A 12,336-nucleotide genomic window follows, 5' to 3' on the forward strand; every position below is an offset into this window, starting at 1 on the left:
TTGTCTAAAGGTCCTTTGGTGACCGATGGCGACCTCAAGGCGGCGGCGTCGGCGACGGCATTCGCGGCAGATGCCATCGAGCGGCACATGTCGAGCGAGATGTACCGCAACGCCGTCACCGCGAACGAGTACTACCGCCAGCACAACGTCACGATCAACCGTTTCGTGCAGAAGATCTACTCGTGCTCCGGTGCCGAGGCCGAGGACTTCACGGCCTCGAAGCTAAGGCTGGCGAGTAACCTGTTCAAGCGCCTAAACGTTCAGCGCTGCACGTACTCGCTCGGTAAGGGCGTGAGCTTCGTGGACGTCTCGGCGGGCGGCAAGGACACGACCAAGGAGGGGCTTGGCGACCGCTTCGACGACGACGTCATGGAGATGGGGCTCAAGGCGCTCATCCACGGTGTGTCATTCCCGTTTTGGAACCTCGACCACATCGACGTGTTCACCGCCGATGAGTTCTGTCCGGTGTGGGACGAGTACTCGGGGGCGCTATACGCCGGCGTGAGGTTCTGGCGGCTCGACTCCGACCACCCGTGGCATGCGACCCTCTACGAGCAGGACGGCTACACGGAGATGGTGTCGGGCGGCAGCGGCTTCGACTTCGAGGTGGCCGAGGCCAAGCGCGCCTACAAGGTCACGTATCAGGAGATACCGGCGGACGGGATGAAGCTGGCCGTCGATGCGGAGAACTACTCCCGTCTGCCAATCGTGGCGGTCTGGGGCAGCGACGCGCACCAGAGCACGCTTGTCGGCATGCGCGAGAGCATCGACGCCTACGACCTGATCAAGAGCGGACTGGTGAACGACACGCGCGACTGCGCGCAGATCTACTGGCTCATCAACGGAGCCGGCGGCATGGACGACAGGGACCTCGACCTGTGGAGGGCGAAGCTCAAGCTGACGCACGTGGCCGAGGTCGACGCCGAGCAGGGGCAGTCCGTGACGCCGTACACGCAGGAGGTGCCCGTCGAGGGCCGCAAGGAGACGCTGGCGCAGATCAAGGCCGACATCTACGAGGACTTCGGCGCGCTGGACGTCCACACCATCGCGGCGGGTGCGACCAACGACCATATCGACGCGGCATACCAGCCGATGGACGAGGAGGCCGCCGAGTTTGAGCGCCACATCCGCGAGGGTATCATGGACATCCTCGCCCTCCAGGGCATCGAGGACACGCCCGTGTTCACGCGCACTCGCATCAGCAACACCAAGGAGCAGGTCGAGACCGTGTGCTTGGAGGCCGAGTGGCTGGACGAGGAGACGATCCTGCGAAAGCTGCCGAACATCACGCCCGACGAGAGGGCGAAGATTTTGGAGCGCAAGCAGCGGGAGCAGGAGGAGCGCATGGCAGCGCTGCCGCCCGCCCTGGCGGCGAACGCGAAGGGTGCCCAGGAGGGCGACGAGGATGAGGAAGGTGATGAGTGATGGCGGCATTGCAGGTGCTTGACGGCGAGCTGTGGCAGTGGGACACCGGGCGAGAGGTCGAGGTTGTCGGCTGCGAGCAGGTGCATTTCGCCAAGTCGACCACGGGGACGTGCTACACGGTTGCGGTGGCTAACGGCAAGGCGAAGATTCCCGACGAGCTGCTCCAGGCGGCTGGGCGCGTGTACGCATGGGCCTACATCACGGACGAGGCATACGGCGGTCGCACGCGTATCGAGGCGCTCTGGGACGTAAAGAGGCGAGCCAAGCCCGCCGAGTATATCTACGAGCCGAGCGACCAGCGCACCATCAAGGATGCGGAGACGGCGCGAGACGAGGCCAAGGCCGCGCAGAAGGCGGCGGAGGCCGCACGCGACAAGGCTGTCGCCGCCGAGGTCAAGGGGGCACGCGCCACGACTCTTGCCTCGGGCTCGGAGGCAACGGCGGCGATGGAGGGCAACGTGCTGGTCGTCGGCGTGCCGAAGGGCGACGCGCTGAGATACAGCGACCTCACCGCCGAGCAGATCGCGGAGCTCAAGAAGCCCGCGACGGACGCGGCGGCTGGCGTGAACAAGGTCAACAACGAGTTCAAGCAGCTCAAGGCTTCTGTCGAAACGGCGGAGAAGGACCGCGCCGACGCCGAGGCGGGGCGCAAGGAGAAAGAGACCGAGCGCGGGCGGAACGAGACGGAGCGCAAGAAGGCTGAGGCCGGACGCAAGACCGCCGAGCAGAAGCGCGAGCAGGATTCGACCAAAGCCCTCGCCGACGCGCAGGCGGCGCTCAAGGACGCCAAGACGGCAGCCCTGAACTACCAGTCGATTATCGACTCGGCGGCTGCCGTGACGGCGCTGGGACTCAAGAAGGTAAACGGCAAGATTTGCCAGATGCGAAAGGTAGGTGCCTAAATGGCCGATACGCAGGCAACCGAGCAGGCAACCGAGGGGTTCGAGTACGCGGACCCGCTGGCATCGGACAAGGCGGTGTGGGCGCTTGTCGGCGCGGTAAAGAATCTGGGCGACCAGAAGTCGCTCGAGCGCGACGCCTCGACGGGCCGCTACTCCAACGAGAGCGTCGCCGCGATGGTCGACAAGCACAAGACGGGGCTGGTGTACACGTTCCTCATCCCGGCGGGCAGCCCCACCGACATCCAGCCCATGAGCGCTGCCGCGAAGCGCGTGGCCTCCACCGAGTTCGTGCCCGCGACGGCGACGAGCGCGGCTGTCGACCCGTTCGACACCGAGGGCGGACCGTGGTTCCACGTGTCCGCCAACGCCGGTGCCGACGTCGACGGCGTGCCGTGGGTCGAGGCCATCGACGGCGTCGACTACGGATTCTCGCGCGTGGACAACGGACACGGCAACAACGTCTACGAGATCGCGCCGGTCGTTTGGCAGGCGGTCGAGGTGCTGACGAACGGCAACCTGCTCGTCTCGTGGTCCGACAGCCGATTCAGCGGCTCGCAGCCGAACCCCAAGGCATTGCTGCCGGACGGCACGCTGCGACCGTACATGCTGACGCCGACGTATCCCATGAGCATCGACGCCGACGGGCGCCCGCGCTCCGTCTCGGGCGCGAAGGCCGCCAACCGCACGACGTCGCACGACTCGCTCGTCGACCTTTGCAAGACCGCGACCACGGGCTACTCGGGCATGAGCGTCTATGACCAGTGGTATATCAACTTCCACCAGTTGACCAAGACGCTCTGCAAGTCCTCCCAGGTGGACTTCCCGGGTTGCACGGACTTCAACATCCAGATCCACCCCGCGCTCGCCGAGACGGGCGTCACGCGCGTGGTCGTCACCGCCGAGCAGGCGGCGAAGATTCCCGTGGGCGCGTCGATGATGTACGGCACCGACACGGGCACCACGTGCCCAGACCGAGGCGCCGCAGCCGCATACGACGTGTTCGACGGCGCGGTCGTCGGCGGCAAGGAGACGCTCGCAGACGGCAACGTGGCGCTTCTCATGGACGTCGCCAAGGCGTTCGACACGACCGTGAACACATGGCTCCAGAGTGCGCCGTGGAACACGGGCAACACCGATGCCCTCGTGGGCGACGGCCAGGTGGCGAAGGACGGCAAGCATCCGTTCAAGATCGGCGGCGTCGAGACGGGGCTGGGCCTGTGGGAGTTCATGGGCGATACGCTCTTCGTCTCCGACGGCACGGGCTTCGGCATCGCGGTCAACCCCGACACTCGCAATGAGAAGAAGAATGCCGTGGCGGACGGGGTGAGCCCGACGGCGGCGTGTATGCCGACGGCAGATGGCTACATGCTCGACATTCAGTTCGTCAACGGCCTTATCTTGGGAAAGGGGCTCGGCGGCTCGGCGACGACTGGTGTCGGCGACTACTTCTACTTCGACACATCTGGCGGTAAGGTCAAAGGCACAATCCGTCTGGTTCTGTTCCTCGGCAGCCTGTGGCTCGGCTCGCTTGCCGGTCTTCGTTACGCGTACTCGAGGTACGGGTCCGGTTGGGCCGCTTGGTACTTCGTCTCCCGGCTTTCTGCTACGGGCCGTAGCCGGGGGTGAATCAGGGCGTAGCCCTGAGAGGGGGCTGGCCCCCTCCTAACCCCAAACAGGGATTCACGGTGAGGGCGGCGCTGGTTTCTGGTTCAGTTCCTCGGCAACCTGAGGAACGGCTCGAATGCCGGTCTTCGTTACGCGAACTCGAGGAACAGGTCCGGTAGGGCCACTTGGAACTTCGTCTCCCGGCAATCTGTCTATAAATCTCTACTCGCACCGTGTCTACCGCGCCCGCCGCTTTCTGGCGGGACGCGGCTCAGCCTGACTCCTTTGAGTGAAATTTGTCCGCAAGGCTCACGGGCTGGTAGCCGCAAGGCGAACGCTCGTATGACAGACAGAAAGAGCTTTGATCTATGAAAACCTACTGCAAGGGCCTCGAGTTCACGCGCAAGAGCGTCGTCGAGGCCCTGCACCGATGGAAGAAAAGCGACTCAGGCAAGGAGAACGGCTGGCGCGTCGCCGACGAATACGGCGCCGAGACGGCGTTCGTCGACCGAATCTGGCTAGAGCTCTCGACCGAGACGCTTACGTTCGAGCCGATTCGAACCTACCTGAAGCACGACCCGAACAACGGCAAGCTGCGCGAGATAAGCGTCGAGAGCATCAAGCGGCAGGTGTGCAACTACCTGTGCGTTGGGGCACTCGAGCCGCTCCTTGCCGCCAAGGTCGGCTTCTGGCAGGTGTCGAGCGGCGTCAAGGGCAAGGGCGCGGCGCTGGGGATGCGCAAGCTCAGGCGTGAGGTTCACCGCTTCGCCTACCACGTACACGTCGACATCCGCAACTGCTACGGCTCGATGCAGACAGCGGTGGTGGAGGGTCTGGTGGCGCGCTACGTCAAGAACAGCCAGGTCCTCTACCTGCTCCATTCGCTGCTGTCGACGATGAACGGCGTCCTTATCCTCGGCAGCTACCTGTCGCTTCGGTTGGCGGCGTTCGTGATCTCGTTCGCGTACCACGCGGTCGAGGAGGCGGCGAAGGAGCGGCGCGGCAAGCGCGTGAGGCTCGCGGGATGCCAGGTGTGGTACGCCGACGACGGCTATTTTCTCGGCAACTCAAAGCGCTCGCTCAGGAAGGCCGCTGCCATCGCCGCGCGCGTTTTGGGGCGGCTAGGATTGTCGCTGAAACCGTGGAAGGTGAGGCGCAACGGCGCCGAGCCCATCGATTTCGCGGGCTATCGCATCTGGTGCGCTCGCGGGCGACGGGTCGACTTGCGAAAGAGGCTCTGGAAACGACTGCGACGCGCGTTCGCGCGCTACAGGCGCAGGCGCACCGAGCGCTTGGCGAGGCGCGTGTGCTCTTACTGGGGCTGGCTGAAAACGGCCGTCATGGAGCACCAGATGAACAGTAAGCGGTGCATATTCAACGCGGCGAGGGCCGTGGGTTAGGAGGAAAAATATGGTTGTGAAGTCGGAGCGAACGGGCGAGAGGCCCGAGACGGTCGAGATCGCGGGAGCCGACGTCTGGCTGCGCCGCGGCATCTCCGAGGGCGAGCGCGAGGAGCGGGGCGGCGAGGGCGGTTCCGTCAAGGTGAAGGTGTTCACCTATGAGGAGCTGCACTTCACCGACCCGACTGGCGAGCTGACGGTCGAGGGCGCAAAGGCCGACTTTGACACCGTCTGGACGGCACACGAGGCGGACGGCATGAGCATGGAGGAGCAGATCGCATCGCTCCAGCAGCAGGTCGCCGACTCGCAAGCGGCCCTTCTCGAGCTCGGCGACATCGTTGGAGGTGAGTAACTTGGCGAAGATCTACTACCGCGCCGTGAAAAGCGGCAAGCGCACGCTCGAGAGCGTTCCCGAGCGCTGGCGCGACGAGGTACGCCAGATGCTAGAGGCAGACGGCGAGTAGGGAAGGGCCCCGGCTTCGGTCGGGGCCCTTTTCCGTTATGCGCGGGCGACCATTCGTGCCGACGATTGGAGGCGGCGCATGGCGAAGGATAGCGCTCACGAGTTCTCAGACGCCGAGATTCGGGCGTTCGAGCGCGAGGTGGCGGGAGTGTACGGCGAGGCGAGCAAGACGGCCTACGCCAACCTCAAGCGCTATCTGGCGCAGTTCGAGGCCGACGACGAGAAGATGCGCGAGCGGCTTGAGGCCGGCGAGATCACCAAGGCGCAATACAGGTCTTGGCGAAGCGGGAAGATAGCGGCGGGCAGGCGCTACCGAATCGTCCTCAAGCAGTGCGCCGAGGCCATGACGCATGCGAACGTCGTCGCTGCCGCCGCCATCGAAGGCAGGCTGCCCGAGGTCTACGCCGAGAACTACAACTACGGCACGTGGCAGGTCGAGAGCGCAGTGGGCGTTGACACGGCCTACGCACTGCAGGACGCGTCGACCGTGCAGAGGCTGCTCACCGACCACGACAGCTGCCTGCCCAAGCCGTCCGTCAACGTCGTCAAGGACGTGGCGTGGAACCGCCGGCTCATCGCCAACCAGATCACGCAGGGCGTGCTGCTCGGCGAGTCGATACCAAAGATAGCCAAGCGCATGCAGGACGTGACGGGGGCGAACCGCGCGGCGGCGGTGCGTCTGGCGCGCACCTCGACGACTGCGGCGGAGAACGCCGGGCGCGTCGACAGCTACAAGAGGGCCAAGGGGCTCGGTATCAAGGTGCAGCAGGAATGGGTGGCGACGCTCGACCTGCGCACGCGCTCGAGCCACAGGAAGATTGACCGCGAGAAGGTCGAGGTCGGCGAGAAGTTCAGCAACGGGTGCCGCTATCCCGGCGACCCGGAGGCGCCGTATGCCGAGACGTGCAACTGCCGCTGCACGCTGGTGGCGTGCTGTGACGGACTCGACGTGCTCGACGGCGAGCGTTTCAGCCGCCTGCCCGAGGGCATGACCTACGAGGAATGGAAGGCGGGCAAGCCCGCCGTAAACGGCACCAAGCCCGCGAACCGCACCATCTCCGAGTTTATGGAAATGCCAGGAACCAAACGCAAGCTGGATGCGGCAGGCGTGTCCAAGACCGAGGCGCGAAAGCGGCTTTCGCGGCAGCTCGAGGACTACGGCATACCGTCCGGCTCGTTCCGCAAGATGAGTGCCGGCGACCAGCAGAAGGTGTTGGACACGGCGCTTGCGCCCGGTTCGACGCCCATTGTCAACGGTCGGCGCGTTTTCAAGGAGATCAAGGGCGAGCATTCCGCAGGCTCCGACCTTGCCAAGGTCAACCCGAACTTTAAGACAAAGAAGGACAAAGACGGCAGGTACTCGTACAACTGCCAAAGGTGCGTTCCGGCGTATGAGGCGAGACGGCGCGGGCTCGACGTCGTTGCGAAGCCGGTTAAGATGAACAAGTGGGGGAAAATATCGGCATATGACCCCTTCGCGCGCGCCGAGTCGTACAAAAAGGTGTTTCCGGGGGCCACTTGGAAACGTGGTGGCGATAAGCCGGAGAAAGAAATAACGTCATTCCTCCTTGCGGTAAACGGGGACGCGAGGGCCGAGGTCTCCGTTTCCTGGGACCACGCGCTTTGCGGCAAGAGCGGACGACACGTTTTCGTTGCGGAAAAGACGGGAAACGCTATCAAGTTCATAGACCCACAGAGCGGCGATGAGGACGTGAGCTGGTATTTTGGTATAATCAAGGCCGAGGAGACGGAGTTCGCGCGAGTTGACGACGCCGAGTTTGGCGATCTTATCGACGAGTGCCTGACGACAAGAGGTTGACATGCTCACATTGGAAGAGGCCATAAAGCCGATTCTGGAAGAGGAGGCCGTAGACGGATACGGCCCGGTGTGCGCATACGAGGGCAAATACCATTGGTTCGTCGGTTTCGGTTTCGATGGAAAGATGGCCCCGGGCGACACTCCGTATGCCATCGACAAGGAAACGGGGAAGATTGACTTCTTCCCGATTCCATTTTTCCTCAGAGGCGAGAGCCCGTCTGCTATCGAGCTTGAGATGGAAAAGGCCCACGAGGTAAAAATCCAATAGATCACAGCGGGCCCCGCCACGGCGGGGCTTTTTTCATGCCGCGTGACCGTGCCGTGACACTGCCCGCAGAGAGATTGGGGCAGGCATGAAAGAGCTATTCACTTGTGCGAACTGCGGCGACTGCGCCGTAAAGCTGGGCTTCGGCTTCACGTTCCCGGATACCTACATCTGCACGCAGCGCGGCGACGAGGTCGAGCCCGACGACGGCTGCACGCTCGGGTGCGAGGGCGTTCCGGTGCAAGCCATCGAGGCCATCGAGGCGGACGTCGACGGGCGCGTTGGCTACGGCTGCGAGGTGCCCGACTGATGGCTTACGGACTCGTCGGCGGCGTCGGCGACCACGGCCGGCACGGCACCCTCATCACCGAGGAGATCGTAAACGCCGCGAAGCTGGATACCGCCGAGTGCATTGAGATACGGCAGAACAACATCGAGCAGGTCGAGAAGGCCCTCCTGCGCGCCTACAAGACGGGCCTGGAGGAGATAGGCCTCGTCGCGGAGGGCTACGCCAAGGCGACGTGCCCGGTCGACACGGGCAGGTTGCGCAACTCCGTCACGCACCTCCTCAAAGGCTACGACTGCTTCATCGGTACCAACGTCGAGTATGCGCCGTACGTCGAGGAGGGGACCTCCCGCATGAAGGGCAAACACTTCCTGCGCAAGGCGGCGACTGGCCACGGCGACACGTACCGGGCGATTCTCGAGAAGCACCTGAGGGGCGGCGCATAGGGCCGCGTTACTCCGTTTGGATACTCACCCTTGCCGCGAGGTATTGCGGCGCGGGCCCCGCCGAGGCAACAGGTGGGAACCCGCCCATTCCGAAGCAAGGGAGATTCTGTTGGCACTTACGCGAAAGATGCTCAAGGCAATGGGCATCGAGGACGAGAAGATCGACCAGATCATCGACGAGCATGCCGAGAGCGTGAACGCGCTCAAGGCGCAGCGCGACGAGTTCAAGGAGGCCGCTGGCAAGGCGGACGGCTACAAGAAGGAGCTGGACGCACTCAAGGCCAAGGGCGAAGGCGCGGGCGAGTACGAGGAAAAGTACAAGGCCAAGTGCAAGGAACTCGACGACTACAAGGCCGAGGTCGCTGGGGAAAAGGCAGCAGCCGAGAAGCGCGGCCTGTACCGACAGCTGCTCGAGTCGGCGGGCGTCGACCCCAAGCGCATCGAGACCGTTCTCAAGGTCTCCGACCTCGAGAACGTGACCGTCAAGGACGGCGCTATCGAGGACGCGGACAAGCTCACCGAGGGCATCAAGGCCGACTGGGCCGACTTCATCGCAACCACGACCGTCAAGGGTGCCGACGTGGCCCACGCCCCCAAGGGCGAGGGCGGCAAGGACATCAACGAAATGAGCACCGCCGAGTACATGAAGTACAAGGCGGAGCAGAGAGGCTAAGGGGTATCTATGTCGAACACCATCCTTACACCCAACATCATCGCCAACGAGGCGCTGGACGTTCTGCGCACCAACGCCGTCATGGCCAACCTCGTCCACCGCGACTACTCCTCCGAGTTCGTCGCGGGCGTGGGCGACACCATCACCGTCCGCAAGCCCGCCACCTTCGAGGCCAAGGAGTTCACCACCGAGGTCGAGGTGCAGGACGCCACGGAGGGCAAGGTCCCCGTCAAGATGGACAAGCTGCTCGACGTGACGTTCGCCGTCACGTCCAAGGAGCTGACGATGGGCATCGTCGACTTCTCCGCGCAGTTCCTCGTCCCGGCGATGCAGGCCTTCGCCGACAAGATCGACGGCTACCTGCTCGCGCTCGAGAAGGACGTCACGAACCGCGTCGACCACGCCAAGGGCGCCATCGCCGTGGCGGACATCATCGCCGCCCGCAAGTTCCTCGTGGACGCCAAGGCGCCCTCCACGGAGCGCCGCTTCGTCTACGGCTCCCAGGCCGAGGCCGACCTGCTCAACACCGAGGCGTTCACCAACGCGTCCGCCGTCGGCGACAACGGCACCGCCCTCAAGGAGGCATCGCTTGGCCGCAAGTACGGCCTCGACTTCTACTGCGACCAGAACGTGCAGAAGACCACGGCGGAGACGGCCAACTACACGCCGTCCATCGCTTTCCACAAGAACGCCTTCGCGCTCGTGACCCGTCAGCTCGAGATGCCGCTTGGCGCCCCCAAGGCGTACTCCACCTCCTACGACGGCTTCGGCCTGCGCGTCGTGCAGGGCTACGACCAGAAGACCAAGACCGACACCGTCTCCATCGACATGCTTTGCGGCGTCAAGACCCTCAGCCCCGAGCTCGCCGCAGTCATCACCGATAAGCGATAGGCGCAGAGATGCTCGAGCAGGTGCTTCTGTCGTTGCGCAACTGGTTCGTCGCCGACAAGCGCACGGGGCGCGTCCGTATCGAGGACGGCCGCCTCGTGCCGCCCGCGGCCCTCGGCCTCAAGGAGGGCCAGTACGTCCGCATCACGGGCTCGACGTTCAACGACGGGCTGCATGCGTGGCCCTACGACGGACTCACGGACGAGGAGTTCGTCGGCACCGTCTGGGCGCTCGCCATCCCGCAGGCCGTGGTCGACCTCGCTGACGAGATCGCGGCGTGGCAGACAGAGCACGCCAAGGAGCTGGACAGCCCGTATGCATCCGAGAGCTTCGGCGGCTACAGCTACACGCGCGTCGGCGGCGACGGCTCGCCCATCACGTGGCGGCAGCAGTTCAAGGCGCGTCTCGACCCTTGGAGAAAGCTGTGAGCCGCCTGTACGAGCGCATGGCGGTAGCGTGCACGAGGCTCGTCGCAAAGACCGAGCCTGACGGCGAGGGCGGCTTCAAGACCGTCCTCACCGTCGGCGACGGCTTCACGGCGGCGATCGTGCGCGACAGCTCCACGGCCTCGCGCATCGCGGAGCACGACGGCGTGAGGAACGTCTACACCGTGACGACCGCCGAGCCGCTGCGCTACGGCGACCTCTTCCAGCGTGCGTTCGACGGGCAGGTATTCCGCTGCACGTCGAACGCGGACGACGGCGCCGCGCCGTGCTGCGCGTCGTTCGGCTTCGGCCAGTGCAGCGCGGAGGAGTGGGGGGTGCCGGATGGCGACTAAGGCGGCAGCGCTGCAGGCTTGGCTCGAGGGCTTCGGCCTTCCCGTGTACCGCGACTCGGCGGTGCCGGGCGAGGCGAAGATGCCCTACATCACCTACGACCTGCCGACCGCGGCATTCGGCACGCAGTGCAACTCCGAGGTGAACCTCTGGTTCCGTACATCGTCCGAGGCCGCGCCCAACTCCAAGGCCGAGGAGGTCGCCCGGGCGCTGGGGCTGTCGGGCGTGCTGCTGCCGTGCGACGGCGGCGGCATGTGGGTGATGCAGGGCGAGCCGTTCTGCAACGCCATGGCCGACGAGGACAACGCCGTGAAGCGCCGAATCATCAACCTGACCATTGAGTACATGACCAGCTACTAGGAGGTCATATGTCTAAGTTCACGCGCATCCCCGAGAACACGTTCAAGGAGATCGTCATCAACGCGGGCCTGCTCGCCACGAATTTCAACCCCAAGACCGCAGAGGTCGCGGAGTCCGAGCTGATGGGCGCGACGAGCGGCGGAACCAGCTTCGCCGCCACGCCCAGCTTCATCGACTACGGCGAGGACATCGACAACTGCCCCGCCAACACGATGGAGCTCAAGCGCATCGACAGCATCGAGGCCAAGCTGAGCGGCACCTTCGTGTCGCTGAACACCGCGCTCGGCAAGAAGCTCGCAGCCGCAGCCGACGAGACCGAGGGGAAGATCGTCCCGCGCTCCGCGCTCTCGGAGGAGGACTTCGCCGATATCTGGCTCATCGGCGATTACTCGGGCGAGAACGGCAACGGCTATATCGCCATCCGCCTCATCAACGCGCTCAACACGGGCGGTCTGCAAATCACGACGCAGAACAAGGCTAAGGGCCAGTTCGCGTTCGAGTTCACGGGCCACTACTCAATCAAGAACCCTGAGATCGTGCCCTACGAGCTGTATATCAAACAGGAGATTGGAGCCTAACCATGAAGCTGGACAACCTTAACGCCGACGAGTTCCAGAACGCCATGTGCCTGTTGGCGGACGTGGCGGAGGACGTCATGAACGGCGAACTCGGCGCAAAGGCAAAGGCCTCCTACGCCAAGTTCCGCTCCGACTCCGCCAAGGCCAAGGCCAAGGCCAAGGCGAAGGGCGACCCCGAGGCCGCGAAAGCAGCCGCCACCGCCGAGGTCAACGGCCTCGCCGTGGACATGGCGGCGGGTCTTCTGCCCGACGTGCTGCGCCAGTGCGGCGAGATCAGCTACAAGCTGCTCGCCGCACTCGACGGCCAGACGCTCGAGGAGTACAAGGCCGACTTCACCGTCAAGAAGTGGGTGAACGACATCAAGGATGCCATCGACGGCATCGACGGCATCAAGGACATTTTGGCTCCTTTTTTTGGATAGCCGCCGAGGACCCATCTCACATATGGCT

The 12,336-nt window shown here is 64.4% G+C and carries 17 protein-coding genes; all 17 read left to right on the top strand.

All coding sequences use genetic code 11. The annotated features are described in order from the left end of the window. Positions 1-1,425: a phage portal protein gene (locus tag GXM19_RS01360; RefSeq protein WP_147293041.1), complete on the top strand. Its 1,425-nt coding sequence runs from the start codon at positions 1-3 to the stop codon at positions 1,423-1,425. After that, positions 1,425-2,327 carry a hypothetical protein gene (locus GXM19_RS01365; protein ID WP_006234193.1) on the top strand — a complete coding sequence of 301 codons (903 nt, stop codon included), beginning with the start codon at positions 1,425-1,427 and terminating at the stop codon, positions 2,325-2,327. The genes GXM19_RS01360 and GXM19_RS01365 overlap by 1 nt, the downstream gene beginning before the upstream one ends. Beyond that, entirely contained in the window at positions 2,328-3,953 is a 1,626-nt protein-coding gene (locus GXM19_RS01370) for a hypothetical protein (protein ID WP_193684736.1), read from the top strand. Between the two features lie 347 nt (positions 3,954-4,300). Then, positions 4,301-5,332: an RNA-dependent RNA polymerase family protein gene (locus tag GXM19_RS01375; protein WP_006234191.1), complete on the top strand. Its 1,032-nt coding sequence runs from the start codon at positions 4,301-4,303 to the stop codon at positions 5,330-5,332. Between the two features lie 10 nt (positions 5,333-5,342). Further along, positions 5,343-5,684 carry a hypothetical protein gene (locus tag GXM19_RS01380; protein ID WP_006234190.1) on the top strand — a complete coding sequence of 114 codons (342 nt, stop codon included), beginning with the start codon at positions 5,343-5,345 and terminating at the stop codon, positions 5,682-5,684. 1 nt (position 5,685) lies between these two features. After that, positions 5,686-5,796, top strand: coding sequence for a CD1375 family protein (locus GXM19_RS11195; protein WP_253279184.1), 111 nt, complete (start codon positions 5,686-5,688; stop codon positions 5,794-5,796). 78 nt (positions 5,797-5,874) lie between these two features. Beyond that, positions 5,875-7,614 carry a phage minor head protein gene (locus GXM19_RS01385; protein ID WP_006234188.1) on the top strand — a complete coding sequence of 580 codons (1,740 nt, stop codon included), beginning with the start codon at positions 5,875-5,877 and terminating at the stop codon, positions 7,612-7,614. A gap of 1 nt (position 7,615) precedes the next feature. Next, positions 7,616-7,882 carry a hypothetical protein gene (locus tag GXM19_RS01390; protein WP_006234186.1) on the top strand — a complete coding sequence of 89 codons (267 nt, stop codon included), beginning with the start codon at positions 7,616-7,618 and terminating at the stop codon, positions 7,880-7,882. 85 nt (positions 7,883-7,967) lie between these two features. After that, on the top strand, positions 7,968-8,189 hold the full coding sequence (locus GXM19_RS01395) for a hypothetical protein (RefSeq protein WP_006234185.1): 222 nt from the start codon (positions 7,968-7,970) through the stop codon (positions 8,187-8,189). Next, positions 8,189-8,611: an HK97 gp10 family phage protein gene (locus GXM19_RS01400; protein ID WP_006234184.1), complete on the top strand. Its 423-nt coding sequence runs from the start codon at positions 8,189-8,191 to the stop codon at positions 8,609-8,611. Before GXM19_RS01395 ends, GXM19_RS01400 begins: the two co-directional genes overlap by 1 nt. Before the next feature lie 109 nt (positions 8,612-8,720). Then, complete coding sequence (locus tag GXM19_RS01405) at positions 8,721-9,284, top strand: phage scaffolding protein (RefSeq protein WP_040358264.1); 564 nt, start codon at positions 8,721-8,723, stop codon at positions 9,282-9,284. 9 nt (positions 9,285-9,293) lie between these two features. Further along, a complete protein-coding gene (locus GXM19_RS01410) occupies positions 9,294-10,175 on the top strand; it encodes a major capsid protein (protein ID WP_006234181.1) in 882 nt (293 codons plus the stop codon). A 20-nt stretch (positions 10,176-10,195) separates the two neighbouring features. Then, positions 10,196-10,600: a hypothetical protein gene (locus GXM19_RS01415; RefSeq protein WP_193684737.1), complete on the top strand. Its 405-nt coding sequence runs from the start codon at positions 10,196-10,198 to the stop codon at positions 10,598-10,600. Then, on the top strand, positions 10,597-10,950 hold the full coding sequence (locus GXM19_RS01420; RefSeq protein WP_040358262.1) for a hypothetical protein: 354 nt from the start codon (positions 10,597-10,599) through the stop codon (positions 10,948-10,950). Before GXM19_RS01415 ends, GXM19_RS01420 begins: the two co-directional genes overlap by 4 nt. Next, positions 10,940-11,308, top strand: coding sequence for a hypothetical protein (locus GXM19_RS01425; protein WP_006234178.1), 369 nt, complete (start codon positions 10,940-10,942; stop codon positions 11,306-11,308). Before GXM19_RS01420 ends, GXM19_RS01425 begins: the two co-directional genes overlap by 11 nt. Before the next feature lie 8 nt (positions 11,309-11,316). Further along, on the top strand, positions 11,317-11,886 hold the full coding sequence (locus GXM19_RS01430; protein WP_006234177.1) for a hypothetical protein: 570 nt from the start codon (positions 11,317-11,319) through the stop codon (positions 11,884-11,886). A 2-nt stretch (positions 11,887-11,888) separates the two neighbouring features. Then, entirely contained in the window at positions 11,889-12,308 is a 420-nt protein-coding gene (locus GXM19_RS01435) for a hypothetical protein (protein WP_006234176.1), read from the top strand. The last annotated feature ends 28 nt before the right edge of the window (positions 12,309-12,336 follow it).

This window comes from Collinsella aerofaciens ATCC 25986 (assembly GCF_010509075.1).
Lineage (GTDB): Bacteria > Actinomycetota > Coriobacteriia > Coriobacteriales > Coriobacteriaceae > Collinsella > Collinsella aerofaciens.

Excerpts from the sequence above, each read along its gene's own strand:
- GXM19_RS01365 (WP_006234193.1), top strand. The coding sequence starts at position 1,425 with ATGGCGGCATTGCAGGTGCTTGACGGCGAGCTGTGGCAGTGGGACACC.
- GXM19_RS01370 (WP_193684736.1), top strand. The coding sequence starts at position 2,328 with ATGGCCGATACGCAGGCAACCGAGCAGGCAACCGAGGGGTTCGAGTAC.
- GXM19_RS01375 (WP_006234191.1), top strand. The coding sequence starts at position 4,301 with ATGAAAACCTACTGCAAGGGCCTCGAGTTCACGCGCAAGAGCGTCGTC.
- GXM19_RS01380 (WP_006234190.1), top strand. The coding sequence starts at position 5,343 with ATGGTTGTGAAGTCGGAGCGAACGGGCGAGAGGCCCGAGACGGTCGAG.
- GXM19_RS01385 (WP_006234188.1), top strand. The coding sequence starts at position 5,875 with ATGGCGAAGGATAGCGCTCACGAGTTCTCAGACGCCGAGATTCGGGCG.
- GXM19_RS01390 (WP_006234186.1), top strand. The coding sequence starts at position 7,616 with ATGCTCACATTGGAAGAGGCCATAAAGCCGATTCTGGAAGAGGAGGCC.
- GXM19_RS01395 (WP_006234185.1), top strand. The coding sequence starts at position 7,968 with ATGAAAGAGCTATTCACTTGTGCGAACTGCGGCGACTGCGCCGTAAAG.
- GXM19_RS01400 (WP_006234184.1), top strand. The coding sequence starts at position 8,189 with ATGGCTTACGGACTCGTCGGCGGCGTCGGCGACCACGGCCGGCACGGC.
- GXM19_RS01410 (WP_006234181.1), top strand. The coding sequence starts at position 9,294 with ATGTCGAACACCATCCTTACACCCAACATCATCGCCAACGAGGCGCTG.
- GXM19_RS01425 (WP_006234178.1), top strand. The coding sequence starts at position 10,940 with ATGGCGACTAAGGCGGCAGCGCTGCAGGCTTGGCTCGAGGGCTTCGGC.
- GXM19_RS01430 (WP_006234177.1), top strand. The coding sequence starts at position 11,317 with ATGTCTAAGTTCACGCGCATCCCCGAGAACACGTTCAAGGAGATCGTC.
- GXM19_RS01435 (WP_006234176.1), top strand. The coding sequence starts at position 11,889 with ATGAAGCTGGACAACCTTAACGCCGACGAGTTCCAGAACGCCATGTGC.